Here is a 25,208-nt window from a genome sequence, read left to right on the forward strand (position 1 = left end):
ATATTAAGGGGTGACGATGTGGCAACTATACGTGATGTTGCAAAATTGGCAGGTGTTTCAGTCGCAACCGTTTCACGAGTTATTAATGAAAAAGGATACGTTCATGAGGACACAGTAAAACAAGTAAAGGAAGCAATTGAGGAATTACGTTATAGGCCAAATAGTACAGCAAAGCCATTGTTTAAAGAGAATTCAACGATAATTGCATTACTTGTAGATAATTTATATAACCCATCAAACATCACTTTGCTACATTGTATTGAGGAAATAGCATATAAAGAAGGATATCAAATCATTGTTTGTAATATAGAGAATAAAGATAGATACATACATATGTTGAAGGAAAATAACGTTGCAGGTGTTATTTTGACAAAATCAGTTTTTAAAAGTATAGGAGAAATTCCGCTTCCGTTTGTTGTGATCGAGGAAAAAAAATCACATGCAAATTATTATGAAAGTGGACAAAGAGCGGTTTCTTTATTAAAAGAGAAGGGTTGTCATTTTCTTGCTTATTTCGGTGAGGGAGAAGATAGTGAAGCAATGGAAGAGCACATATCGGGATTTTTAGACGCTGTTTGGGAGGAAGGAATCTCTTATCGAGAAGAATGTGTACAAGGGTATACGAATAAACAGTTTATTACATTATTGCAAACTTATCCGTATATTGATGGAATTGTAACTTCAAGTGATAAGGTTACTTTTGAGTTAATTCGAGCAGCGAAAAATTTAAATATCTGTATACCGGATAAATTAAAAATTACTGGACTGAACGGGAGCGTAGACAGTGAATGGATAGGCCCGCCACTCATAAAAATTGAAAGTTGTGACGAAGAAAATGGGAAAATAGCTTTGCAACAATTAAAAGGAAAAATAAAAAAGTAAAAGGTGCGTATAAAACGCACCTTTTATAATGTAATTGCGGCAATAAAGCCGAATATAAGTAACGGTATATTATAGTGTAGAAACGTTGGTACACATGTATCCCATATATGATGGTGTTGACCATCAGCATTTAAACCAGATGTTGGTCCAAGTGTACTATCTGATGCTGGTGACCCGGCATCGCCTAGCGCTCCGGCTGTACCGATAATTGCAATTGTGGCCATTGGACTAAATCCAAGCTGCATGCAAAGAGGTACAAAAATTGTTGTTAAGATAGGGATGGTTGAAAAGGATGAACCAATTCCCATCGTAACGAGAAGTCCAATCACAAGCATAAGAAATGCAGCCAGTGGCTTGTTATTTCCAATTATATGTGCACTCGTTTGCACAAGAGATTCAACATGTCCTGTTTTTCGAAGAACAGCGCCAAATCCAGCGGCAGCGATCATAACAAAACCGATAAAGGACATCATGCGCATTCCGCTTGTTAATATTGCATCTGCTTCTTTAAGAGGTAGACTACCACTTACTGATAAGACGATAATCCCTGCTAAAGCACCGAAAATCATTGATTCTGTTGCTAATTGAACAGTTAATGTAGCTATGATAGATAATAATCCGAAAGTAATGCTACGTTTTGTGTAGGGAACGATTTCATTTGCGGTAGTATGAACTTGTTCTGTTTCATACGTACGAGGTTTCCGGTACGTAATGAATACCGCTACACATAATCCAATAATCATACCGATTGCTGGAATAGTCATTGCTTTTGGAATAAGTGCGACATCAAATGTAAGACCGCTTTGCGCAGCATTTGTTTGCAATACGTCATGGTAAATTTTTCCGAACCCCGCTGGAATCCACATATAAGGAGTAATCAATCCGAATGTAATAATACATGTAACAAGTCTGCGATCCACTTTCAGCTCATTTAGTACTTTTAATAGTGCTGGAATTAAGATGGGGATGAAAGCGATATGAACAGGAATCACATTTTGTGAGAAGCAAGCCATCGTTAAAATGATGAATAAAATTAGTATTTTAGAATAAACTTGTTTTTTCGTGTCTTGTTCATTGCCGATCCATTTTAGTGCAGTTTGAATCATGGCATCTGGAAGTCCTGTTTTGGAAAGGGAAATAGCGAAACCGCCAAGCATTGCATAACTTAAAGCGATTGGAGCGCTGTTTCCAAGACCAGTTGTAAAAGTGTTAATCGTTTCTGAAATACCGAGTCCGCCGATAATTCCGCCTGTTAAAGCTCCAACAATGATGGCGACAATGACCTGGACACGTAACAAACTAAGCAATAGCATAACTGCTACTGCGACGAGTACAGCATTCATAATAAATGTAATCTCCCTAAATTTTTATTGTGCTCAAGCAAGTAAATATGAAGCACTTTGCTATATTTATACATAGTTGCGACATATTATTATAAAGTGTTTTCTATGAAATGTAAAAGAGCCTTTGTTACTAATGCTGAAAAGCTAGCTCTTGTTTAATTGATTGTAAAGAATTAGCGAATAATTCTGGTTCTTCTAAATCAGGAGAATGTGCTGAATTTGGGAACCAAATCATCTTTTTTATGGGTGCTTCTATCACATCGCAATATTCCTGAACGAGTGCATAAGGAGTTTGATAATCATAGCGACCAGAACAAAAATAAACCGGAATAGATAAACTTGAAATAGAAGAAAAGAAATCGATTGTCAGCATTTCTTCCCATAAAACGCTAGATTTTAAATTTCCTGCGAGAAACTTGAACCAATCTAATAGCGTATATTCAGGAGAAAAGAAGCCTTTTCGTATGAAAGAAAAGGAAGATCCGTTTTGGATTGCACCTCCGAATGTGCCAAGCCACTTTCTTTGAATAATAAGGCGTCTCGTATCTAAAAATGGTGGTTTGCCTAATTTTAAAAGGGACGCTAATGCTTTTTTATGATCATGTTTTTTTGCAGAACGAATTAAATGCTGATATAGCAATTCTTCGTTTTGTTTCATATGTACAATCTGCCCAATACCGATGTAAGCCTCGATATACTGTGGATATTGATGTGCTATGTTAAGCCCAATAATGCTTCCCCAAGAATGACCAGCGAGAAATAGTTTCTGCTTATTGAACTTTTTAAGTACATAGTGAATCACTTCTTTCGCATCGGAAACGAATTGTTCGATTGTAAAATTCGCTCCGAAATCTTTCATTGAAAAGGATTTACCTGCCCCGCGCTGATCCCAATTAATAACGATGAAATGTTTCTCCAATTCTTTTTGAAAATGACGAATAAATCCGATTTGTGCCATGCCTGGTCCACCATGACAGCATAATAAAATAGGTTGCTCTACGTTTTGCCCGCGAATAAGGAGAGTTTGTTTTCGATTATGAATCATAACGCTTTCCATCGTAGCGATACTATTAGGAATGAGTTGTTTATTTTCATTATAAAACTGTGGGGTATGGCTACGAAAAAGCATATTGAAAACCTCCTTTTCTGAAATCGTATGAATCGCACAGGCTATTTGTTTTGCATATACTGTTAGAAAGTCATTGTAACATACCATACTAGTGTCATTTCAACACGGGAGGAGGGAAATTGTGACGATTGGAGAAATTATAGATTGCTTAAATAGACGTGAATCCATCGCTATCATAGCAAAACGTCTTGAAATAAGCCCGTATACATTATCAAAGAAATTAAGATTGATTGGATATGAATATGATGGAGAACGGAAGAAACGTATTTTTGTAGGAGATGGAGAAGAACCTCGTCACTTACAACTCCAAGAAGCGACAGCCCTTCAATATGCGAAAACGGATTATCAATTATTAATTTATGAACAATTACAAAGCATTTATGAATTGTTAAGCAAGAGAGAAGAAGTAATTATGCCAATTATGAGTATAAGTACAGAAAAAAAGAAACGTACTTTTTCTATTAATAAAGAAATATTAGCAAAACTAGACGTTATATCAGAAGCGAAAGGAATTCAAAAATCTAAACTTGTAGAAGAGGCGTTACAACAATTTTTACAGCAATATGACTTTAACAAAACAGCACGTTTGGATGACTAAAGAAAAGGATACTAAGTTCATTGTAAGAACGAGTATCCTTTTTAGGTTTTACTAATATTGTGGATTAAGTAAGTATAAGCGTACCCTTTACAATAAAAATCTGGATCGCATATTAGGGAAATACTTAATTTATTTTTTGGATTCTACCATCAATAACTGGCTGAATTGGTTCTTTTAATTGTTTTACATAATCGACTAGCGCTTCAAAGTCGTTTGGACCAGTTTCTGAATTCTTCCCATTTTTAAATGATACAAATCCGTCACCGCCAGAAGCTAAGAAAGCATTCGCAACTACGCTATACGTTTTATATGGAGATAATTCTTCTCCGTTTGTTAAACATATATTTGTAACTTTTTCACCGTTTGGTTTATTGGCATCCCACGTATATTGAATACCTGAGATTTGAAGCATTCTCGTCGTACCTTTTTGCCATTGCTGATTTAAAATGTCGCGAATATCTTGGCCTGTTAAATCTACTTTAATCAATTGGTTTCCAAAAGGTTGAATGCCGTATAATTCGCCCCATGTAATATCGCCAGCATCTAAGTCATTACGAATGCCACCCGGATTCATAAGTGCGATTTGAGCTTGCATTGTTTGACGCTGTGCGTCGGCAATTACATTTCCAAGAGTAGATTCACCAGCATCATTTTGTTTACGGTCAATAGCTGCTGTAGATTTTCCAACAACTTCATTTACAAGTGGTGCGATTTTTTCTTTATATTGATCTAGTTTTTGTTTTACTTGTTTATCAGGTTCTACACCTTCATGATATGTTGTAATCACTTCAGCTTTTTTCTTTACAATATCTTTTGTTTTACGATCGATTGTTACATCTACGTCCGAGAAAGCTGTTCCATAAGAGTTCGCTTGGACGATTAGTTTATTATTTACAGTACCATTTACATACGTGTGACTATGCCCGCCGAAAATAACATCAACTTCTGAATCTGTTTCATTTGCAATTCGAGTAAGGTCTCCATTTGTCACGCCAGATTCATCAGTTGTTCCGCCGACATGGGCAAGGACGACGATGGATTTAACACCGAGACGCTTTAATTGTTGCGTTGATTTATTAATTGCTTCTACTTCGTCAGTGATCTGTACATTTTTAAGCATAGTAGGCATCACGACATTTGGTGTATCAGTTGTAACAACGCCAATGAACCCTACAGGAACACCATCTACCATTTTTACAGTAAATGGTGGTAAAAATAAGCGGCCAGTTGATTTGTTATAGAAGTTAGCAGCGACATAAGGGAAGTTAGCACCTTTAAAATTTCCTGTTTTCTCGTGATATCCACCGTAAATGAGGCGTTTCATTTCATCGATACCTTCATCAAATTCATGGTTTCCGATTGTACCAACATCGAATTTTAAATCATTTAAAAATTCAATCGTTGGTTCGTCTTGTAACAATGCTGAAACTGGTGGACTAGCTCCAACAATATCGCCAGCATGTACGAGAAGTGTATTCGGGTTTTGTTTTTTACGTTCTTTTAAATAAGTAGCTAAATAATCAGCGCCACCGGCTTCTTTGTTATTAATTTTTTTAACCGTATCTAGTTGTCCATGGAAATCATTAATACCAAGCATTTGTACGTCTACGTAGCGGTTTTGTTCAGCTGGAGTCTGGGATGGGGGAGCGGCAAATACGCTTGAAAAAGTTATGGTGCTTAAAATGGCAACAGCAGGAATAATTTTTTTCCACATAATTCATTTCTCCTTTTTTTATAATCTGACATCATACGACATAATTTTAATAGATTCATAGGATTATATCTATATAAAAATTTAGTTTTTTCGAAAAATTAACATATTTACAAAAGCTGAATAATAGAGTAAAGAACCTTTTTTATTGTCGAGTTCATTGTGTATCTACTATAATGGAGAAAAAAGTAAAAGGTGAGTAGCATGAAGAAAAAGAAACAAAGACAAATGCAAAGACAATCGCAAGTGAATAAACCAGAGAAAGAGTCGCTTACATTAGGCGATCAATTAAATGATTCACTCATGCAGCAATTAAAAAATAAGAAGAAAGAATTGCAAGTGAGAGAAGAGAAAAAAGAGGCAGCTGAACTGGAAAGAAAGCGCCAAGAACAAAAAGAACGTGAAAAGAATAAATCATTTGAAGAACTGTTAAGTGAAAGTAGCCTTACTTGGAAAGACTTTAAATAATATAAAAAAATGATCAGTGCATTCCGCTGATCATTTTTTTGACGAGCTTGTAAGAAAAGGGGAGTGTAAATGAGAAAAATTGTAGTCGTTCCGCATGAAAATCATTGGAACGAAAAATTTCAAATAGAGGCCGAACGATTAAAATCGGCGATGCCAGAAATGGTGAAAGTCCACCATATTGGAAGTACGTCAGTGCCAGGACTGGCAGCTAAACCAATTATAGATATGATTATGGAAGTAGAGAGTATCGCCAGAGTAGATCAGTGGAATGAACGTTTTGACGAGCTTGGTTACATCGCAAAAGGGGAAAATGGTATTTCAAGACGTCGTTATTTTATTCATGGAACGGAGGAAAAACGTTCGTATCACTTACACGTGTTTGAAAAAGGAAACCCTGAGATAGTAAGGCATTTAGCATTTCGTGATTATATGATGGCCCATTGCGAAGAAGCTGAGGCATATGCAACTTTAAAGAAAGAATTAGCTGAAAAGTATACATATGATGGTACGTTATATTCGGAAGGAAAAACTGAGTTTGTGCGTAATGTTGATGAAAAAGCGAAAGAATGGAGAGAAGGAAATGTGAATAATTGAGTTAAACCTTTAGTGTATAAAATTATTATGTAAACTGTACATATGTTTTGACTTTTTGGTTGAATCTTGTTCAAATAAAGTGGTGGCTTATAAAAAATGTAAGAATGAGAGGGAGACGACTGTGCACATTCCAACAACTACACTTCATAATGGCGTGAAAATGCCGATGATTGGTCTAGGCGTTTATAAAGCGAAAGAAGGCGACGAAGTAAAACAAGCAGTAAAAACAGCGTTAGAAGTTGGATACCGTTCGATTGATACAGCGACTGTATATGAAAATGAAAGCGGTGTCGGAGAAGCGGTTCGTGAATCAGGAATTCCGAGAGAAGACATATTTATTACAACAAAAGTTTGGAACGACGATCAAGGATACGAGGAAACACTTGAGGCGTTTGAAAAAAGCTTAAAGAAATTACAAATGGACTATGTAGATTTATATTTAATACATTGGCCAATAAGAGGGAAGTATGTCGATACGTACCGAGCGTTAGAAAAGCTGTATGAAGAAGGTAGAGTGCGCGCGATTGGTGTTTCTAATTTTCATAAACATCATTTAGAGCTATTATTACCAAATTGTAAAGTCAAGCCGATGGTAAACCAGGTAGAACTTCATCCGATGTTAGCGCAATTTGAATTGCGTAATTTCTGTCAAGGTGAGCAAATTCAAATGGAAGCATGGAGCCCATTAATGAGAGGCGGGGAAGTATTCGAGCACCCGATTATTCAGGCTATTGCTACTAAATATGAAAAAACACCTGCGCAAGTTATATTAAGATGGGATATTCAAAGCGGGGTAGTGACAATTCCTAAATCTGTTACACCATCTCGCATTAAGGAGAACTTTTCTATCTTTGATTTTTCACTAACAGAAGCAGAGATGACTCAAGTTAATACGTTAAATCGTAATTTACATGTAGGAACGAATCCTGATAAATATGATACGCTATAAAAAGACGCTACCAGTATGGTAGCGTCTTTTTAACGATGTAAAGCGTAAGTATCACATTTAGCAATTTGCTGAAGTTGTACATATTCTGCTGTTGTTAACTGTGTTTGTTTACTAGCCTGTACATTTTCTTGTAATTGCTGGATAGAGCTTGCACCAGGTATAACAGCTGCAACAGTTTCGTTATGTAAGCAATATTGAATAGCTGTTCCAGTTAAGGAGCTTCCTTGGGTTATTTCTTTTACACTTGCAAGCGTCGCATATAATTCATCGTAAGAATAAGAAAGGTATTCTTTTTCTTTTACTCTTTCTATCTTTCTTGCATTATTGTCAGTTAGAATTCCTTTTGCAAGTGGTCCGCGAGCGATAATGCTAATTTGATGTTCACTGAAAAGTGGGAACCATTCTTCAGGGCGACGATTTAAAAGGCTATATTCCATTAGCACACTAACGATATTTGAACGTTTTGCATACTCACGGATGACATTTGGACGTATAGAAGAAATGCCGTAGTGGCGAATGATACCTTCTTTTTTTAATTCTTCAAAGGCGTCAATTGTTTCATCTATTGGATCTTCAATCGTCCCGCCGTGAAGTTGATAAAGATCAATATAATCAGTTTGAAGTCTACGTAAACTTTCTTTCACTTCAGCCTTTATGTAATTTTTAGAAGGATCCCAAGACCAGCCATGTTTTTCTTCTGTCCATCGATTTCCAACTTTCGTTGTAAGAACAATTTGGTCTCGTTTCCCTTTTAATGCTTTTCCAACAAACTCTTCATTTAATCCATAATCATATAAATCCGCTGTATCAAAAAAATTGATTCCTAAATCGATTGCTTCATCGATAATACGCATAGCTTCTGTTTCAGATGTACCGAGAGACATACAGCCAAGGCCCATTTCTGTAACAAACAAATCTGAGTTTCCTAATTGACGTTTTTTCATAGGTCAACCTCCTTACCTTTATTGTACGCAAGGGAAAAGAGGTTGACAAACGTTTACTTTTTACCCCGCTTTAACGGGCAGTAAGACCCCCACTTTAAAATTCAGCTCATACGAGGAAGTTAGGTGGGAGATTAACTGCCCGTTAAAGCCCGATTCGTTCAACTAATAATCAGAGGGGATGAACAAAACCCCCTCTAATTAAAGTTTCACTTTATTTGCTGTAATCCACTCTTGTACAGTTGTATACTCTTTGCCATATTGTTTTAGTTTATGGCGAATTTGCCATGCTTTTCCGACTAAAGTGACGCGATTTGGTAAAATATAAACTTTCATTTCTATCACGCTCCTTTCAATGTGGTAAAATGTATGAGGAAAGAATAGGAAATAGAACAGGGAGATGAAGTAGTATGAGTAATCTTGCAGAGAGAACAGTAAAAACTGAGCCGATTTTTGATGGTAGAGTTATAAAAGTTCGTGTTGATGATGTAGTATTACCAAATGGAGCAATGAGTAAACGTGAAATTGTAAATCACCCTGGTGCAGTTGCTATTATTGCTATTACTGATGAGGGGAAAATCGTGCTTGTTGAGCAGTATCGTAAAGCGCTTGAAAAGGCGATTATAGAAATTCCAGCCGGCAAGTTAGAACCTGGTGAAAAACCTGAGGTGACAGCAGTTCGTGAATTAGAAGAGGAAACAGGATATGTATGTGAAAATATGGAACTTATTACTTCTTTCTATACATCTCCAGGATTTGCAGATGAAATTTTATATGTATATAAAGCGACAGGTTTGACGAAAAAAGAAAATAAAGCCGAGTTAGATGAAGATGAGTTTGTGGAATTGATGGAAGTATCGTTAGAAGAAGCGATTACTCTTATGAAAGACCTTCGTATTCATGATGCGAAAACGATGTTTGCAGTACAATATTTACAACTACAAAAATAAACACTCGCCAAAGGCGAGTGTTTTTTAATTGATTTTTGCGTATACGCGTGCATCACGTAAGCCACCGTCTGGTGCTATGAAATCATTTTCCATTGTACCTTCTAGAATAAATTCTAAACGTTCTGCTAGGTTACATGCATTTGTATTTGTTGCATCAATACGAATTTCAATTCTTCTAGCACTTAGCTTATCAAAAGCAAATTGAATGGCACCTTTAATGGCTTCAGTCATATAGCCTTGTTTTGTATAAGCACTATGCAGCCAGAAGTGAAGTGAAAACTTTGGAATATCCCAGTTTTCAGGCTTAAGTGTTATAGCCCCGATGAATGTACCAGATACTTTATCGTATAAGTGAAAATCAAGTGTTTCACGAAGTAAAAACTGTCCGTGAGCGTTACGAACGATTTCTTCAGCACTTTCTTCTGTTTCAGCGTTAATTGGCATCCACGGTACTAAGTCTTCTAGAGAAGCTTGGATTGCTTCATACACTTCTGCACCATCACCTGGAAATGGCTTACGAACTTGTAAGCGTTCAGTTTGAAATAATGTTGGAAAATCTAATAATAATGGTTTCAAGTGAAATCCCTCCTATTCTCTACTTTTTAGTTTAGCAAAGTAGAGCGGAATTTCAATGTTAATTCGTCATACTTTTTTCTTTCTTTCATACATTTTTAGTAAGAGTGTGAACGGAGGGAAGAAAAATGTGGAGAAAAACTTGGCAAGGCCGTGTAATGTCTCACATACAGGAAAACTCTTCATTATATATATTTAACGCTGTTTTATTATTGATGGGAGTAATATTTGGGGCCATTCTTGTAAATAGTCTACAATTAAATCAAAAACAAGATTTATCATTTTATTTACAACGTTTTTTTGGACAAGTTTCTAAAGGAGAATTTGCTATTGCAAGCGAAATGTTTCGAGAAAGTTACTTTTCGCAATTAAAATACATTGGATTTATTTGGATTTTGGGGATTTCAATTATTGGATTGCCACTTATTTTTATTTTATTGTTTGTAAAAGGAGTAGTTGTCGGATTTACAGTAGGTTTTTTAGTCAGTCAGCATGGATGGAATGGATTATTATTAGCATTCGTTTCTGTATTGCCACAAAACCTCATTATTATTCCAGTATTTCTCGTTATGACAACAATTGCCGCAAGTTTTTCCTTACGCATGATTCGGCATCAATTTATTCGGAAGATAACCGAGCCGCTATTACCGTTATTAATTCGTTATACATGCTTCTTTCTTGTAATTGGAGCGGTGTTAGCTCTTGCTTCTAGTGTAGAAGCTTATGCATCACCAGTTTTAATGAAAGAAGTCGTTGAGGCTATTAATAAACAATAAATATTTTATGAGAATAATTATCAATTTGTTTTTATTGTTTTTCTTTTGACAGAAGCCCTTCTTCTGATATAATGGTGTAAGAGTGGCGAGGAGGGAGTAGTACCGAATGGAAGAAAGAATTGAACGAATTAAGAAGCAATTACATGCAGCGAGCTACAAGTTAACACCGCAACGTGAAGCAACAGTTCGTGTGCTGCTAGAAAATGAAGAAGATCATTTAAGCGCAGAAGATGTTTACCTCCTTGTAAAAGAAAAGTCGCCAGAGATCGGATTAGCAACCGTCTATCGAACTTTAGAACTATTATCTGAGTTAAAAGTTGTCGATAAGATTAACTTCGGAGACGGTGTTTCACGCTATGACTTACGCCAAGAAGGTGCGCAGCGTTTCCACCATCATTTGATTTGTACACAATGTGGTGCTGTACAAGAAATACAAGAAGATTTACTTGGTGAAGTGGAAAGGAAAGTAGAACGTGACTGGAGCTTTAAGGTGAAAGATCATCGTTTAACATTCCATGGGATTTGTAAAAATTGTCAAGAAAATGAAACGGATGAAAAATAACCTTTTCCTATTTATCTAGGAAGAGGTTTTTTATTTGAATAAGGTATAAATTGGTGAAAGCTTGGCATATGTTGTAATAACTTATATTTTGGAGGAGTTTACAATGCGCCGAGCTTTAAAATTAACTTTTGATGGAATAAAAGTATTTTTATTATTTACAAGTTGTACGATTTTGTTTTATTTCGCTATACTATGGATAAATGAAGAATATGAAAGCTATCATCGTTATGAAAAGCCACAAGAAGAGACTGTAGAAAAAGTATCAGGGAATGAAGAGCCGGCAAAGGATGCTTTCGTAAATAGAATGATGTTTTTCTATGAAAATGGGGAGTAGTGTAGATTGGAAGATCAATTAAAAGATTTTATTCATTATATGGTTGTCGAAAAAGGGCTTGCGAAAAATACAGTAGTATCTTATGAACGTGATTTAAAAAGTTATGTAAAGTATTTGCAAAATGTAGAACAGGCGAAAAGCTTTCATGAAGTGACACGCTTGCACATTGTTAATTTTCTGCAGCACTTAAAAGAAAACGGAAAATCTTCGAAAACATTAGCACGTCATATCGCATCGATTCGTTCGTTTCACCAATTCTTACTTCGTGAACGAGCGGTAGAGCACGATCCATCCGTACATATTGAAACGCCGCAAGGAGAACGGAAATTACCGAAAGTACTATCAATTGATGAAGTCGAAGCGTTACTTCAGACACCAAAAATGACGAGTGCTTTTGGGGTTCGTGATAAAGCGATGCTAGAGTTATTGTATGCGACAGGGCTTCGTGTTTCAGAATTAATTGCCTTAAATTTAGAAGATGTACATTTAACGATGGGATTTGTTCGTTGCATAGGGAAAGGGAATAAAGAAAGAATTATTCCACTAGGAAGTCTAGCGACGGAAGCGATTCAAAAGTATATTGAAAAGGGAAGAAGAGAATTGATGGGTAAAAAAGTAGTAGATGCACTCTTTTTAAACCATCATGGGAATCGATTATCAAGACAAGGGTTTTGGAAAATTTTAAAACGATTAGCGAAAGAAGCGAATATTGAAAAAGAGCTTACACCGCATACGTTGCGCCATTCTTTTGCTACGCATTTATTAGAAAATGGAGCAGACTTGCGTGCAGTGCAAGAAATGCTAGGACATGCAGATATTTCAACGACGCAAATTTATACGCATGTTTCAAAAGCTAGATTAAAAGATGTATATAAACAATTTCATCCGAGAGCATAGTTACTATGCTCTTTTTTTTCATAGATTCAAAAGGCTATAGCACTTCACAAAAACTTCACAGACATTTCGTATATTGTTTTCAGCAGAAGACTAGAATATTACAATGTATTTCCTCTATACTAAATAAAGTATGAAGGAGGAAATGATGATGAAAAAACTTATTATGACTTTATTTATCGCGATGCTAGCATTGGCTGGCTGTAATACAAACAAAGAGGAACCGAAAAAAGAACAGAAACTAGAAGCTGTAAAAGTAGCAGTTCAAACAAATCCGAAAGAAATTAAACCTGGTGAAAAAACAGAAGTACAAGCACTTGTTACGCAAGGAAAAGAAAAAGTAACAGATGCTGATGATGTAAAGTTTGAAATTTGGAAAGCTGGCGACCAAAAGCACGAGATGTTAGATGGTAAGCATAAAGGTAAAGGTGTTTATGCAGTAGAGAAAACGTTCGAGACGGATGGAGTATACCATATTATCGCTCACACAAATGCACGTGAAATGCATGTTATGCCAGAAGTAAAAGTGGCTGTAGGAAATGCGAAAGTAGAAGATGCGAAAAAAGAAAATAGTGATCATGGTGCAGGGCATGGCGATCATAAAAGTGATACAATGATCCACCTTATGGCTGGTGACATAAAAGCAAACGCTGAGTCGACTATGAAAGTTCATTTAAAACAAAAAGAAGAAGCGTTAACTGGTGCTGAAGTACAACTTGAGATTTGGAAAGATGGTGTTGAAAAACACGAATTTATTCCAGCGAAAGAAGGAAATAAAGGAGAGTATGAAACGAAACATACTTTCAAAGAAAACGGTGCTTACAAAGTGAAAGTTCATGTTAAAAAAGGCGAGCTGCATGAACATAAAGAAGAAACAGTAGAAGTAAAATAAAAAGTAGCTCTTTAGAGCTGCTTTTTTTATTTTTATCTCGTTATTTGTGAGCTAATTAATTTTTCGCTTTACATGAAGAAATAAATCATGAAATAATTAGCACTTCTTTGCATAATGGATTACAATAGAAGTGTGAAGAAAATGAGAAAATCTACGAAAATGTATTAAAAAGAAAGCGTAAACATGGTATGATATCCGTATCAGATGTCTGACATCTGACTTAGAAAAAACTAGAAATGTTTTTGAGTCGTTTCAAAGTGAACGAAATAGGTTAGAGAATCATTTAAAGAAGTACTGTTTGACAATGAGAACGAAAGATAATTCTTATGGAGAACAGTTTCACTTTATAGCGTTTTGAACATACTACAAGAAGTAGAACTGAACTTATAGGAGGTCGCAGTTATGAATAAATATAAACGTATATTCCTAGTCGTAATGGATTCTGTTGGAATCGGTGAAGCACCAGATGCTGAACAATTTGGTGATTTAGGATCTGACACAATCGGTCACATTGCTGAACATATGAATGGGTTACAGATGCCTAATATGGTGAAATTAGGTCTTGGTAACATTCGTGAAATGAAAGGTATCTCTAAAGTAGAAAAGCCACTTGGGTATTATACAAAAATGCAAGAAAAATCTACTGGTAAAGATACAATGACAGGACACTGGGAAATCATGGGTCTTTACATTGATACACCATTCCAAGTGTTCCCTGAAGGATTCCCAAAAGAATTACTTGATGAATTAGAAGAAAAAACAGGTCGTAAAATCATCGGTAATAAACCAGCTTCTGGAACTGAGATTCTTGATGAACTTGGCCAAGAACAAATGGAAACAGGCTCTTTAATCGTTTACACTTCTGCTGATAGCGTATTACAAATCGCAGCACACGAAGAAGTAGTGCCGCTTGATGAGTTATATAAAATTTGTAAAATTGCACGTGAATTAACGTTAGATGAGAAGTACATGGTAGGTCGCGTTATTGCTCGTCCATTCGTTGGTGAGCCTGGAAACTTTACACGTACACCAAACCGTCATGATTATGCATTAAAACCATTTGGCCGTACGGTAATGAATGAATTAAAAGATAGTGACTACGATGTGATTGCTATCGGTAAAATCTCTGACATCTATGATGGTGAAGGAGTAACTGAATCACTTCGTACGAAGTCTAATATGGATGGAATGGATAAGCTTGTAGATACATTAAATATGGACTTTACAGGTCTTAGCTTCTTGAACCTAGTTGACTTTGATGCATTATTTGGACACCGCCGTGATCCACAAGGATACGGAGAAGCTCTGCAAGAATATGATGCTCGTCTTCCAGAAGTATTCGAAAAACTAAAAGAAGATGATTTATTATTAATTACAGCAGACCATGGTAATGATCCAGTTCACCACGGTACTGATCATACACGTGAATATGTACCGTTATTAGCATATAGCCCAAGCATGAAAGATGGCGGACAAGAATTATCACTTCGCCAAACATTCGCTGATATTGGTGCAACGGTAGCAGAAAACTTCGGTGTGAAAATGCCAGAACACGGAACAAGCTTCTTAAACGAGCTAAAGAAATAGGGGGATAAACAAATGAATCGTGAACTTATTACAAAATCAGCTTCATACTTAAAAGAGAAATTTCAAGAAACGCCACAAGTAGGACTAATCCTTGGATCAGGACTAGGTGTATTAGCAGATGAAATCGAGAATGCAGTAACAGTACCTTACAGTGAAATCCCTGAATTCCCAGTATCAACTGTAGAAGGACATGCAGGTCAATTAGTATTCGGTACACTTCAAGGTGTAACAGTAGTAGCAATGCAAGGACGTTTCCACTTCTATGAAGGATACGACATGCAAAAAGTAACATTCCCAGTTCGTGTTATGAAAGAACTAGGTGTAGAAACAGTTGTTGTAACAAATGCAGCTGGTGGTGTAAATACATCATTCGAGCCAGGCGATCTTATGTTAATTTCAGACCATATTAACTTCATGGGTACAAATCCATTAATCGGACCAAATGATTCTGAAATGGGTGTACGATTCCCTGATATGTCTACATCATATACGCCAGAGCTTCGTGAAATGGCGAAACAAGTCGCAACAGACTTAAATATTAAAGTACAAGAAGGTGTATACGTTGGAATGACAGGTCCTGTATATGAAACACCTGCTGAAATTCGTATGCTTCGTACACTTGGCGGAGATGCAGTTGGTATGTCAACAGTACCTGAAGTAATTGTAGCGCGTCATGCAGGTATGAAAGTACTTGGTATTTCTTGTATTTCAAATATGGCAGCTGGTATTTTAGATCAGCCACTACACCACGATGAAGTAATCGAAACGACAGAACGTGTTAAAGCTAACTTCTTAGCATTAGTAAAAGCAATCGTAAAACAAATGAAGGGGTGACCTCACAATGAGAATGGTGGACCTAATTGCAAAAAAACGTGACGGACATGCATTAACGACAGAAGAAATTAACTTTATTGTTCAAGGATATACGAATGGTGATATTCCTGATTATCAAGTAAGTTCACTTGCAATGGCAATTTTCTTCCAAGATATGAACGATCAAGAGCGTGCTGATTTAACAATGGCAATGGTAAATAGCGGTGATACAATCGACTTATCAGCTATTGAAGGGATAAAAGTAGATAAGCACTCAACAGGTGGCGTTGGTGATACAACAACACTTGTATTAGGTCCATTAGTAGCTGCTTTAGGTGTACCGGTTGCAAAAATGTCTGGACGTGGTTTAGGACATACTGGTGGTACAATTGATAAATTAGAAGCAGTTCCAGGATTCCATGTTGAAATCGAAAATGATGAATTCATGCGTCTTGTAAATGAAAACAAAATCGCAGTTATTGGTCAAAGTGGAAACTTAACACCTGCGGATAAAAAATTGTATGCACTTCGTGATGTAACGGCAACAGTAAACTCAATTCCGCTTATTGCAAGCTCGATTATGAGTAAAAAAATTGCTGCTGGTGCAGATGCAATTGTTCTTGATGTAAAAACTGGAGCAGGTGCATTTATGAAAACAGATGAAGATGCAAAACGTTTAGCAGAAGCAATGGTGCGTATTGGTAATAACGTTGGTCGTAATACGATGGCTGTTATTTCTGATATGAGTCAACCACTTGGTGAGGCGATTGGTAACGCACTTGAAGTACAAGAAGCAATTGATACGTTACAAGGTAAAGGACCAAAAGATTTAGAAGAGTTATGTTTAACACTTGGAAGTCAAATGGTATACCTTGCTGGACAAGCTTCATCTTTAGAAGATGCACGTGAGAAATTAATTGAAGTCATGAACAACGGTAAAGCGCTAGAATCATTTAAAACGTTCTTATCAGCGCAAGGCGGCGATGCATCTGTTGTTGATGATCCTTCAAAATTACCACAAGCACAGTTTAAAATTGAAGTAGAAGCGAAAGAAGACGGTTATGTATCAGAAATCGTTGCAGATGAAATCGGAACAGCAGCAATGCTTTTAGGAGCAGGACGTGCGACGAAGGAATCTGAAATTGATTTAGCAGTTGGCTTAATGCTTCGCAAAAAAGTAGGGGACAGCGTGAAAAAAGGTGAATCCCTTGTTACCATTTACGCAAACCGTGAAAATGTGGAAGATGTAAAAGCAAAAATTTATGAGAACATGAAGATCTCTAAAGACCACGTAGATGCACCAACTTTAGTGCATGGTATTGTAACGAAGTAATAAAAAAGGCCGAGGAGTATTTCTCCTTGGCTTTTTTTGCTATTTTTTGTTTATAATAATAATGGGTGAAATTATGATTAGAATTTGTGCAATAACAAAAACAGATGAAGTATTATATGATGTTTCGCTAGAAGAAACAACGAAAGACCATATTGTATGGTATTGGCTAGATTTATATAAGCCAACGAAAGAAGAGTATACATACATTTTGCAAGATCATTTTAAGTTCCATCCCCTTGCAATTGAAGACTGTATAGAATATGTACAGAGGCCAAAAGTTGATTTTTATGATGGATATAACTTTTTAGTTCTTCATGCATTTGGTGAGGATGGATTAGAACCGCACGAGATCGATTTATTTATTAGTGATCGTTTCATTGTTTCTTTCCACTTTTCGCATAACAATGCAATCGAAAGAGTATGGAAAACACTTGGAGAAAAGAAGCGTATTAAAAATAGTCCTTTACACGTAGCGCATACTATAATCGACCAAATTGTGGACGATTATTTTGCGCCTGTATATTACATTGAGGATCATTTAAATGCAATTGATGATAATTTAACGGGCGAGACAGCAGGAAGTGTGCTAGAAGAAGTATTTGATATACGTGCAGATTTATCGAAGTTAAGGCGCACAATCATTCCGATGCGTGATTTATTGTATCGTATTTTAAATTCGACTCGTTTTTACGGTATAAGTGATCATGAAATTTACTTTAAAGATATACATGATCATTTGCTGAAACTGACAGAAATGATTGAGGCAAGCCGGGAGTTAACGGCAGATATTCGAGATAGTTATTTTTCATTAAACTCACATCATATGAATAACATTATGAAAACATTAACAGTATTCTCGACTATTTTCATGCCATTAACATTTATTGCGGGAGTATACGGAATGAACTTTACGCATATGCCGGAGCTTGGTGGACAATATAGTTATTTTATTTGTCTACTTCTAATGGCGCTAATTGGCGGTGGTATGATGGCTTGGTTTTATAAAAAAGGATGGTTTAAGTAAAAAAAACACCGAGGGAAATTCCTCGGTGTTTTTTACTTAACCAATAGCATGTAATACGAACATGGCTAAGAATAAGCATGTAACGATATACATAGACGGTGCGACTTCTTTACGCTTTCCAAGAGCAACTTTTAAGATAGGATAAGCAATAAATCCGAACGCAATGCCATCAGCGATACTATATGTGAGCGGGATCATGACGATAATTAAGAACGCTGGAAATCCTTCTGAAAAATCGTTCAGAGGAATTTGCTGAATGCTTGTAATCATCAGGCCGCCAATAATAATTAAGATTGGTGCAATGGCACTATCAGGAATTAGTTTGACAAACGGAAGTGCGAACAGTGATGCAAAGAATAACAACCCTGTAACGATAGACGTCAGACCTGTCTTTCCGCCTGCAGTAATACCTGCGGCACTCTCTACTGTTGATACGGTAGGGCTTGTGCCAAATAGACCACATGTCATTGCTGAAATTGCATTGGCTTGGTAAGCACGTGGGAATTTACGGTCATCTTCTAATAAACCGTGCAGAAGTCCCATGTTCTCAAAAATAAGCACCATGCTTAAGGAGAATGTTGCAATCCAAAACGGTAAGGAAGAAAGTTTGCCAAATGACATAGCTCCAAACACATCGCCGTAATTAGCAAATGAGAATGAACTCTTTCCGATTTGACTTGTATCAACAAGACCAAATAGCCATGCGATACCAGTTCCTATTGCAATCGTCCATAAAAAGTTTCCACGTACGTTACGAATAAATAATACAAGTGCAACGATAAGAGTAAGTAGTGTCGCAAGAACGACAGGGCTACTTAATTTCCCCATTGCAACAGCAGTATTTGGATTCGAAACGACTAAACCACCTTTTTGCAATCCGATAAATGCTAAAAATAATCCGATACCGACAGTAATAGCTTCCTTTAATGACTTTGGAATCGATACTGAAAGCACGCGAGCGATTGGTGTAAACGCAGCAATTGCAAAAATAATACCAGAGATGAAGACAGCTGCTAATGCTTCCTGCCAAGTTAATCCGAGCGTATGCACAGCAGTGTACGTGAAGAATGCATTTACACCCATACCAGGGACAAGAATAGCAGGTGCGTTTGCCCAAAATGCCATGAGCAGACATCCGATAAATGAACTGAAAACAGTTGCTAAAATTCCAGCTTCAAGAGGAATGCCAGCATCGGATAAAATGGATGCATTTACAATCATAATATATACGATCGTGAAAAATGACGTAACTCCAGCTAAAACTTCTTGTTTTGGTGATGTTTCGTGTAAACCTAATTTAAATGTTCTTTCAAGTATTCCTTTCATGTTAAACCTTCTTTTTCATATCCCTCTCCCACCCGTGATATCTCTTTCGTAAGAGCTCACCGTCCTTTATTATATCAGAACATCATGTTTTTACAACAAGGAAAATGATAACGTTTACTTATAAATGAAATTATTTATAAATACGTAAAAATCGCTCGTATTGTTGAAATGATTTCTAATTCTCCCGATTGAATGGGCGGAGCGGCTTGCGCATGTAAAGTAGCAAAGGACGCAACTTCTCGTGGTAATTGAGCAGATTCTTCAACGAATGAGAGTGGAACAGGATTAATGTTTAAATTGTATGTACTCGCAATAGCACGAGCTTTTTCTACCGCTTGTTGCAGAGCTTGAATGAGAGCTTGCTCATAATATTTATTTGGATGAGATATCCGAAAACGTAAACCTTTTGCTAAGTTTGCTCCATTTGAAACGGCTATATCATATACTTCCCCTGCTTTTTGTACATTTAAAACGGTAATTTCATACAAATGTTCCACACGGTATCCTTGTAGTAATGCTTTATCATTTACATATTCGTACTGGGGTGTAATCGTATACGAAATGGTTTCTATATTTTTGTCGGCAATCCCTAATTGTTTTAGTGCATCTAATAATTGTTTAGACTGCACTGCATTCTCTTCTTGTGCCTGTTTTACATTTTTATGATCTGTACGAATACCAATTGTTAATATAACAACATTTGGTTTTGCTTTTACAACACCTTCACCTTGCACCGTAATGGTAGCTTCTTTACCAGTGTTTGCTGTACGTACGTTGTGTAAATAAGGATTCATTCCACCTTGCATTTTCCATCACCATCCTTATTTATATGTATATGTGTGAACAAAAAAGAAATTTGTATGAAAAAGTTACATAAATGGGAATGTTAGAGAAAGAAAGCATATACAACGAGGGTATTTATAGATTATAATATGTGTAAATATGATAAAAAAGGGACGAGGCTAGTGAACGAAAAAAGAGAAACACTGATTTTAGAGTTATCCGGATCATTTCGAAAGATGATACGTTTATTACAAAATGATATTAATACACGTTTTGCAGAACATATGCCATACAATGAATTTTCTGTATTACGCGCGTTATTTTTAAAAAGTCCACAGATGGCTTCGCAAATTGCGAGTGAAGTAAACGTAACCTCCAGTCATATTACAGCTGTTACTGATCGTCTCGTACGAAAAGGCTTTGTAGAAAGAAAGCGTTCAAACTCTGACCGTCGCATCGTGTACTTAGAAATTACAGAACACGGAAGAGAAGTAACTGAAAAACTTGAAGCTGTGCGTAAAGAATATTATAAAGAGAGATTTAAAGGTTGGAGCGACCAAGAAATAGAAATGGTGTTAGAGCTATTTGGCCGCGTATTATAATAAATGAGGATAGGAAGCGAAAGCTTTCCTATCCTTTTTCTTTTGAATAAAAACATTTTGAAACTCCAATACTTTAATTAAAAAGAATCGGAGTGAAAAATTATGAAACGTATTTCTATGCTTTTCATTATGATCGGAAGTTTTTTCTGCTTTAATCAATTCGCGGATGCCGCATCGCCTCTTCAAGTCGTTCAAAAAGAATTAAAACACATTTCAAATAAGCAACCTGTTTTATATTCAAAACTATGGATTCGTTCAATGCAGAATGCTATTTTATTTCATCATAGTGATAACATTCGGCATGAAGATACGATCAGTAATGTAACAAAGTCTTCTCTTGTAAAAGTAAAACAACTGCCACTTCAAAAAGCATCGCAGTACATCCCGAGATTATCACAATATATTTCTAAGTTTGAAGCTGAGAATGTGCAAGTGTATTATGTTGCAGCGCGTTATGAAGTGAAAAAAGAAAATTCGTATCAATTAAATGGAATGAATTATTTTATGCAAGTGTTTATTCAACAAGGGGGGGAATGGAGAATTGCTGAAAGCATAGTTGCTCCGACAGATCAAATCGTGGCAAATGGTGACGGATTTGGAACGAAGCAAGAAAAAGAGTATGGGAAAAGAAGAGAGAATGTGAAATAACCTCCTCATCGAGAGGAGGTTATTTTATTTAAAATTCCAAGAGACTTTCCATTTTAATATTTTAGGTAGGAAGAAATACGTAATGAAACTAGTCACTAAAAATCCGATGTAAAAGCTGGACAATGACTGCTTGTGACTTAGTATTAAACCTCCAGTGATCCCACCAAAGAAAATCGCACAAGCTAAAACTACTTTTTGTAGTTTTGGATATAGTAAGTAGTTACCATTTCGCTCATTGGCTGAACGGGCATATAAATATATACCGAGTGGTAATAAAACAATGATATGTGCGATAGATCCAATCAATGTTTTTGCCGGTGGAATCTTTGTAAAGTTTGGTTCGTTATGACGCACTCCATTCTGATCGGTATAAGCGCTTTGTGGATCATAATTAAAGTCAATATAAAAATCTTCTGCTGGACTAGAAATACGTATGTTTTCCATCACATTATGTATAAGACTTTTGTCCTCATGAAATTCAGTGTTTGAGTGAACAACAATGACTCCTGAGATAAGTGATGGAAGTAAAGCTGGGAAGAATAGTATAACTGCAGTGAGAAATCCTTGCGATATAATATTCCCTGCAATGGTTCCTACACATAAGGCAATTGTATAAATTGCGAATAATACAATTAACATGTATATAAAGTAACTATGAAATGGGGAGAATACTTGATATTTATTATGAAAAGTCAACTTTTTCATAATAGCAAATAGTCCCCAGTTTAAAACGACAACAGCGGCGATATTACAGAGTCCAAATAACCATTTCGTTATATAGAGGTGTGAACGTTTAAATGGCATAGACCATAACAAGTCGCTATAGTTATTTTGTCTTTCCCAGCCGATTAATGTACAGGCCAGAACGATAAGTGCAGCACCTTGAAATATGACAGGTTCCATAAGTGATAAATCAAAATTGTAATGATATATAATTTTCGATTCTTTATTCATATTTAGAAAATATTGCTGTTGAATAGAAGTCATATAGTATTTATATGACAAAGTATAGAAGCTGACGAGCCAAAATAACCATACAACATATTTACTTTGTTGATATGTTCTTAGCCACAGTGCTTTTTGAAACATAGGATCTCTCCTTTAAAAAACTTTATAATTTGTTAGGCGTGATAATACAACATAAGTAATGATTCCAGCGAGAAACAAACTGATATAGTAGTTAGGTAAGAAATAAAATTGATTTATTTTATAGCCACCTAGTAATGCAAAGTAAATGGTTGTCCCCCATATCCATATTTTTAAATGTTTTTGGAAAATAAATATCTTTTGACTATTTTCATTTGGTGACCGCATATATAAGTATGTCCCAAGTAGTAAATAAAATATTGTATAGAAAATAGGGACTAACATTGATTTGGCTGAATAATATTTATGAGATACTGGATTTCTTAAAGTAGTTGGATCGTTGTCCTGCTTTCGGTATTCTGGATCATAGTTATAATCAATAGAAAAGCGATATATTGGTGCAACTATATTTGTTTTTTGATTGATTTCATAAAGTTGTTCATATAGCTTATAATTTTTAGGATCGGTAGCTTCTAAATGATTTATCGTAAAAGTGTAAACTAGTGGAATAAATGTAAGTCCCATTAATAGCCACGGAATACAAAAAACAACCTGGGAAACAATGCTTCCAGTAAAAGTACCGATGCAAAGTGCAGCTGTATATACTGCAACATAAGAAACAATCGCATAAAGAAAGTATCGATGAAACGCACTAAATGATTGATAATCAAAATGAATAGTTGTTCTATAAATAACATACATAAGAATCCAATTTATAAGTAATGAGCTCACAATACAAAATGAACCGAAAGCCCATTTCGATAAGAAAACATCTTTTCTTTTAAACGGCATCGTCATAAGTAGTGTATTAGATTGGTTACTACGTTCCCAACCTATCAATAGGCAAGCTAAAGCAATGATAAGAAGAGTTAACCAAAAACTATTACCTTCTCCTGAAGAAAAGGTATAAAAATAATAATACTGTTTCCCTTTTTCTTGTAATTCGTAATATTTATCGAGTTCCATCTGAGCACTTCTATAGTATCCTAAAGATAAAAGATAAAGCGAACTAAAGAAGAATAGTAACACAGCATATTTCCCGCGTTTCCAATTCCACATCCACAACGCCTTATGAAACATACCCATCCTCCTCCAGTGTCGTAACGAAGACATCTTCAAGTGACATTGTTAATTCCTCAATGAGTATAGGTTGTTCTTTGTAAAACTTCTCCAGTGTTGTAGCTACATTTCCCTCAATTAAGATTGTAAATACTTTTCCTGTTTGATTTAATATTTTAATATTGCTTAAGTTTTCTAGTTTTTGAGGTAATGACCGTTCATAAGCTACTTGTATTTTTGCAAATCGTGATTTTGCATCGTCTAGTGATGTAATAGATGAGATAGTATGGCCTTTTAATATAATGATTGTATCTGCGATTTGTTCTACCTCATCTAAATGGTGAGTTGAGATGAAAATGGTAATCTCTTTATCTGCAACTTCTCCAACGAGAAATTGGAGGATTTGCCGTTTGACGATAGGATCAAGTCCGTTTGTCGGTTCATCTAAAATGATATATTCTGCTTTTGTAGAAACAGCTAAAATGATGGCAAGCAGTGCTTTCATTCCTTTTGAATAGCTACGAATTCGTTTGTTAGGTAAGTTAAAACGTTCTAACAGTTCATAGAAATATGCTTCATCAAATGCGGCATAAACTTGCTTGTAAAACTTTACAATTTCTTTTACCGTATATCCGTTCAATATGTTAGTAGAATCCGGAACATATACGATTTTTTGCTTTATTTCAGGACACTGATGAATATTTGTATCTTCATATGTAACAGTCCCTGCATCAGGGTCTAAAATGCCTACCATCGTTCGTAATAAAGTTGTTTTCCCCGCGCCGTTTCTTCCGAGTAATCCGATGATACTACCTCTTTGTAATGTGAAAGAAACATCGTCTAAAATCGTTTGATTATCAATTGTTTTCTTCACGTTCGTCACTCTCAGCATCCGCATTTCCTCCAATCTCTTTATAGTATGAATCTATCCAATCATGAATTTTATCTTTTGTAACACCAAGATAAGAGGCTTCTAATAGTAATTGATGAAATTGCTTTTCAACCATAGCGATTTTCCTTTCGTCTAATGTTGGGGTAATCGATTGGGATACAAATGTTCCTTTTCCTCGTAATGTTTCAATAATCCCTTGTCGCTCTAACTCTTGGTACGCTTTACTTACTGTATTTGGATTTATAACGAGTAAAGAAGCGAGTTCGCGTACAGAAGGTAGTTTGTCACTTGGAGCTAACATGTTCTTTAATACGAGTTCTTTTATATTTTGAACAATTTGTTCCCATATCGGAGTGTTGCTTCTTGGGTCAAGTTGAATATGCAAGAGCAATGTCTCCTTTCTGACTTGTATTAAGTGTACTACTTCATGTAATACACTTAATACAATATAGGAGATGA

General features: G+C 35.9%; 29 protein-coding genes. 17 read left to right on the plus strand and 12 right to left on the minus strand.

The window, feature by feature from the left end; all coding sequences use genetic code 11:
- The first annotated feature begins 18 nt into the window (after window positions 1-18).
- Window positions 19-882 (plus strand): LacI family DNA-binding transcriptional regulator, encoded by an 864-nt coding sequence (locus ACXVYO_RS21835; protein ID WP_458468465.1) that lies wholly within the window; start codon window positions 19-21, stop codon window positions 880-882.
- Between the two features lie 23 nt (window positions 883-905).
- Here the strand turns inward: ACXVYO_RS21835 and ACXVYO_RS21840 are convergent, their stop codons facing one another.
- Both ACXVYO_RS21840 and ACXVYO_RS21845 read right to left on the minus strand, forming a co-directional pair.
- Window positions 906-2,225, minus strand: a complete 1,320-nt coding sequence (locus ACXVYO_RS21840) for a Na+/H+ antiporter family protein (protein ID WP_000994830.1) — start codon at window positions 2,223-2,225, stop codon at window positions 906-908.
- Between the two features lie 130 nt (window positions 2,226-2,355).
- The gene (locus ACXVYO_RS21845; protein ID WP_458468466.1) at window positions 2,356-3,354 is read right to left on the minus strand and encodes an alpha/beta fold hydrolase; all 999 of its coding nucleotides are present in this window, start codon (window positions 3,352-3,354) and stop codon (window positions 2,356-2,358) included.
- Window positions 3,355-3,475: 121 nt separating this feature from the next.
- On the opposite strand from ACXVYO_RS21845, the gene ACXVYO_RS21850 reads away from it, so the two are divergent.
- A complete protein-coding gene (locus ACXVYO_RS21850) occupies window positions 3,476-3,952 on the plus strand; it encodes a ribbon-helix-helix domain-containing protein (RefSeq protein WP_458468467.1) in 477 nt (158 codons plus the stop codon).
- A gap of 124 nt (window positions 3,953-4,076) precedes the next feature.
- On the opposite strand, the gene ACXVYO_RS21855 is transcribed toward ACXVYO_RS21850, so the two are convergent.
- Window positions 4,077-5,666 (minus strand): bifunctional metallophosphatase/5'-nucleotidase, encoded by a 1,590-nt coding sequence (locus tag ACXVYO_RS21855; protein ID WP_458468468.1) that lies wholly within the window; start codon window positions 5,664-5,666, stop codon window positions 4,077-4,079.
- Window positions 5,667-5,867: 201 nt separating this feature from the next.
- On the opposite strand from ACXVYO_RS21855, the gene ACXVYO_RS21860 reads away from it, so the two are divergent.
- The 3 genes from ACXVYO_RS21860 (at window position 5,868) to ACXVYO_RS21870 (ending at window position 7,674) form a co-directional block, all read left to right on the plus strand.
- The gene (locus ACXVYO_RS21860) at window positions 5,868-6,131 is read left to right on the plus strand and encodes a YqkE family protein (protein WP_000727552.1); all 264 of its coding nucleotides are present in this window, start codon (window positions 5,868-5,870) and stop codon (window positions 6,129-6,131) included.
- A 69-nt stretch (window positions 6,132-6,200) separates the two neighbouring features.
- On the plus strand, window positions 6,201-6,725 hold the full coding sequence (locus ACXVYO_RS21865) for a GrpB family protein (protein WP_458468469.1): 525 nt from the start codon (window positions 6,201-6,203) through the stop codon (window positions 6,723-6,725).
- A gap of 121 nt (window positions 6,726-6,846) precedes the next feature.
- Window positions 6,847-7,674 (plus strand): aldo/keto reductase, encoded by an 828-nt coding sequence (locus tag ACXVYO_RS21870; RefSeq protein WP_458468470.1) that lies wholly within the window; start codon window positions 6,847-6,849, stop codon window positions 7,672-7,674.
- A gap of 29 nt (window positions 7,675-7,703) precedes the next feature.
- On the opposite strand, the gene lolS is transcribed toward ACXVYO_RS21870, so the two are convergent.
- Together lolS and mciZ are read right to left on the minus strand one after the other, a co-directional pair.
- Window positions 7,704-8,618, minus strand: a complete 915-nt coding sequence (lolS, locus tag ACXVYO_RS21875; RefSeq protein WP_458468471.1) for an aldo/keto reductase — start codon at window positions 8,616-8,618, stop codon at window positions 7,704-7,706.
- Between the two features lie 198 nt (window positions 8,619-8,816).
- Entirely contained in the window at window positions 8,817-8,951 is a 135-nt protein-coding gene (gene mciZ, locus ACXVYO_RS21880; RefSeq protein ID WP_000870297.1) for a Z-ring formation inhibitor MciZ, read from the minus strand.
- Between the two features lie 74 nt (window positions 8,952-9,025).
- On the opposite strand from mciZ, the gene ACXVYO_RS21885 reads away from it, so the two are divergent.
- Window positions 9,026-9,565, plus strand: coding sequence for an NUDIX hydrolase (locus ACXVYO_RS21885; protein WP_000067041.1), 540 nt, complete (start codon window positions 9,026-9,028; stop codon window positions 9,563-9,565).
- A gap of 24 nt (window positions 9,566-9,589) precedes the next feature.
- Here ACXVYO_RS21885 and ACXVYO_RS21890 read toward each other — a convergent pair whose 3' ends face one another.
- Entirely contained in the window at window positions 9,590-10,141 is a 552-nt protein-coding gene (locus ACXVYO_RS21890) for a GNAT family N-acetyltransferase (RefSeq protein ID WP_458468472.1), read from the minus strand.
- A 155-nt stretch (window positions 10,142-10,296) separates the two neighbouring features.
- Here ACXVYO_RS21890 and spoIIM point away from each other — a divergent pair, with 155 nt between their 5' ends.
- From spoIIM to corA, 9 genes are all read left to right on the plus strand, one after another.
- A complete protein-coding gene (spoIIM, locus tag ACXVYO_RS21895) occupies window positions 10,297-10,914 on the plus strand; it encodes a stage II sporulation protein M (RefSeq protein WP_226544967.1) in 618 nt (205 codons plus the stop codon).
- 106 nt (window positions 10,915-11,020) lie between these two features.
- Complete coding sequence (gene fur / locus ACXVYO_RS21900) at window positions 11,021-11,476, plus strand: ferric iron uptake transcriptional regulator (protein ID WP_000392657.1); 456 nt, start codon at window positions 11,021-11,023, stop codon at window positions 11,474-11,476.
- A 103-nt stretch (window positions 11,477-11,579) separates the two neighbouring features.
- Window positions 11,580-11,810: a YqzK family protein gene (locus tag ACXVYO_RS21905; protein WP_001250433.1), complete on the plus strand. Its 231-nt coding sequence runs from the start codon at window positions 11,580-11,582 to the stop codon at window positions 11,808-11,810.
- Between the two features lie 6 nt (window positions 11,811-11,816).
- Complete coding sequence (xerD, locus tag ACXVYO_RS21910; protein WP_000390083.1) at window positions 11,817-12,707, plus strand: site-specific tyrosine recombinase XerD; 891 nt, start codon at window positions 11,817-11,819, stop codon at window positions 12,705-12,707.
- Window positions 12,708-12,852: 145 nt separating this feature from the next.
- On the plus strand, window positions 12,853-13,596 hold the full coding sequence (locus ACXVYO_RS21915) for a FixH family protein (RefSeq protein WP_458468473.1): 744 nt from the start codon (window positions 12,853-12,855) through the stop codon (window positions 13,594-13,596).
- A gap of 402 nt (window positions 13,597-13,998) precedes the next feature.
- Complete coding sequence (deoB, locus tag ACXVYO_RS21920; RefSeq protein ID WP_061679094.1) at window positions 13,999-15,183, plus strand: phosphopentomutase; 1,185 nt, start codon at window positions 13,999-14,001, stop codon at window positions 15,181-15,183.
- Window positions 15,184-15,195: 12 nt separating this feature from the next.
- Window positions 15,196-16,017 (plus strand): purine-nucleoside phosphorylase, encoded by an 822-nt coding sequence (locus ACXVYO_RS21925; RefSeq protein WP_458468474.1) that lies wholly within the window; start codon window positions 15,196-15,198, stop codon window positions 16,015-16,017.
- A 7-nt stretch (window positions 16,018-16,024) separates the two neighbouring features.
- Window positions 16,025-17,329 (plus strand): pyrimidine-nucleoside phosphorylase, encoded by a 1,305-nt coding sequence (locus ACXVYO_RS21930; protein WP_458468475.1) that lies wholly within the window; start codon window positions 16,025-16,027, stop codon window positions 17,327-17,329.
- Between the two features lie 61 nt (window positions 17,330-17,390).
- A complete protein-coding gene (corA, locus tag ACXVYO_RS21935; RefSeq protein ID WP_002008459.1) occupies window positions 17,391-18,353 on the plus strand; it encodes a magnesium/cobalt transporter CorA in 963 nt (320 codons plus the stop codon).
- 36 nt (window positions 18,354-18,389) lie between these two features.
- On the opposite strand, the gene ACXVYO_RS21940 is transcribed toward corA, so the two are convergent.
- The gene (locus ACXVYO_RS21940; RefSeq protein WP_458468476.1) at window positions 18,390-19,679 is read right to left on the minus strand and encodes an NCS2 family permease; all 1,290 of its coding nucleotides are present in this window, start codon (window positions 19,677-19,679) and stop codon (window positions 18,390-18,392) included.
- A 134-nt stretch (window positions 19,680-19,813) separates the two neighbouring features.
- The gene (locus tag ACXVYO_RS21945; protein WP_001161443.1) at window positions 19,814-20,485 is read right to left on the minus strand and encodes an SIMPL domain-containing protein; all 672 of its coding nucleotides are present in this window, start codon (window positions 20,483-20,485) and stop codon (window positions 19,814-19,816) included.
- Between the two features lie 159 nt (window positions 20,486-20,644).
- Between ACXVYO_RS21945 and ACXVYO_RS21950 the strand changes: the two genes are divergently transcribed.
- The gene (locus ACXVYO_RS21950) at window positions 20,645-21,064 is read left to right on the plus strand and encodes a MarR family winged helix-turn-helix transcriptional regulator (RefSeq protein WP_001003309.1); all 420 of its coding nucleotides are present in this window, start codon (window positions 20,645-20,647) and stop codon (window positions 21,062-21,064) included.
- A 102-nt stretch (window positions 21,065-21,166) separates the two neighbouring features.
- Window positions 21,167-21,712 (plus strand): hypothetical protein, encoded by a 546-nt coding sequence (locus ACXVYO_RS21955; RefSeq protein WP_458468477.1) that lies wholly within the window; start codon window positions 21,167-21,169, stop codon window positions 21,710-21,712.
- Window positions 21,713-21,736: 24 nt separating this feature from the next.
- Here the strand turns inward: ACXVYO_RS21955 and ACXVYO_RS21960 are convergent, their stop codons facing one another.
- Genes ACXVYO_RS21960 through ACXVYO_RS21975 form a run of 4 tightly spaced genes read right to left on the minus strand, consistent with a single transcriptional unit; the run spans window position 21,737 to window position 25,134 of the window.
- A complete protein-coding gene (locus ACXVYO_RS21960) occupies window positions 21,737-22,801 on the minus strand; it encodes an ABC transporter permease subunit (RefSeq protein WP_458468478.1) in 1,065 nt (354 codons plus the stop codon).
- A 12-nt stretch (window positions 22,802-22,813) separates the two neighbouring features.
- Window positions 22,814-23,878 (minus strand): ABC-2 transporter permease, encoded by a 1,065-nt coding sequence (locus tag ACXVYO_RS21965; protein WP_458468479.1) that lies wholly within the window; start codon window positions 23,876-23,878, stop codon window positions 22,814-22,816.
- Entirely contained in the window at window positions 23,868-24,749 is an 882-nt protein-coding gene (locus tag ACXVYO_RS21970) for an ABC transporter ATP-binding protein (protein ID WP_458468480.1), read from the minus strand. The genes ACXVYO_RS21965 and ACXVYO_RS21970 overlap by 11 nt, the downstream gene beginning before the upstream one ends.
- Entirely contained in the window at window positions 24,715-25,134 is a 420-nt protein-coding gene (locus ACXVYO_RS21975) for a GntR family transcriptional regulator (RefSeq protein WP_063260891.1), read from the minus strand. Before ACXVYO_RS21975 ends, ACXVYO_RS21970 begins: the two co-directional genes overlap by 35 nt.
- Between the last annotated feature and the right edge of the window lie 74 nt (window positions 25,135-25,208).

The organism is Bacillus sp. BC08 (assembly GCF_054326875.1).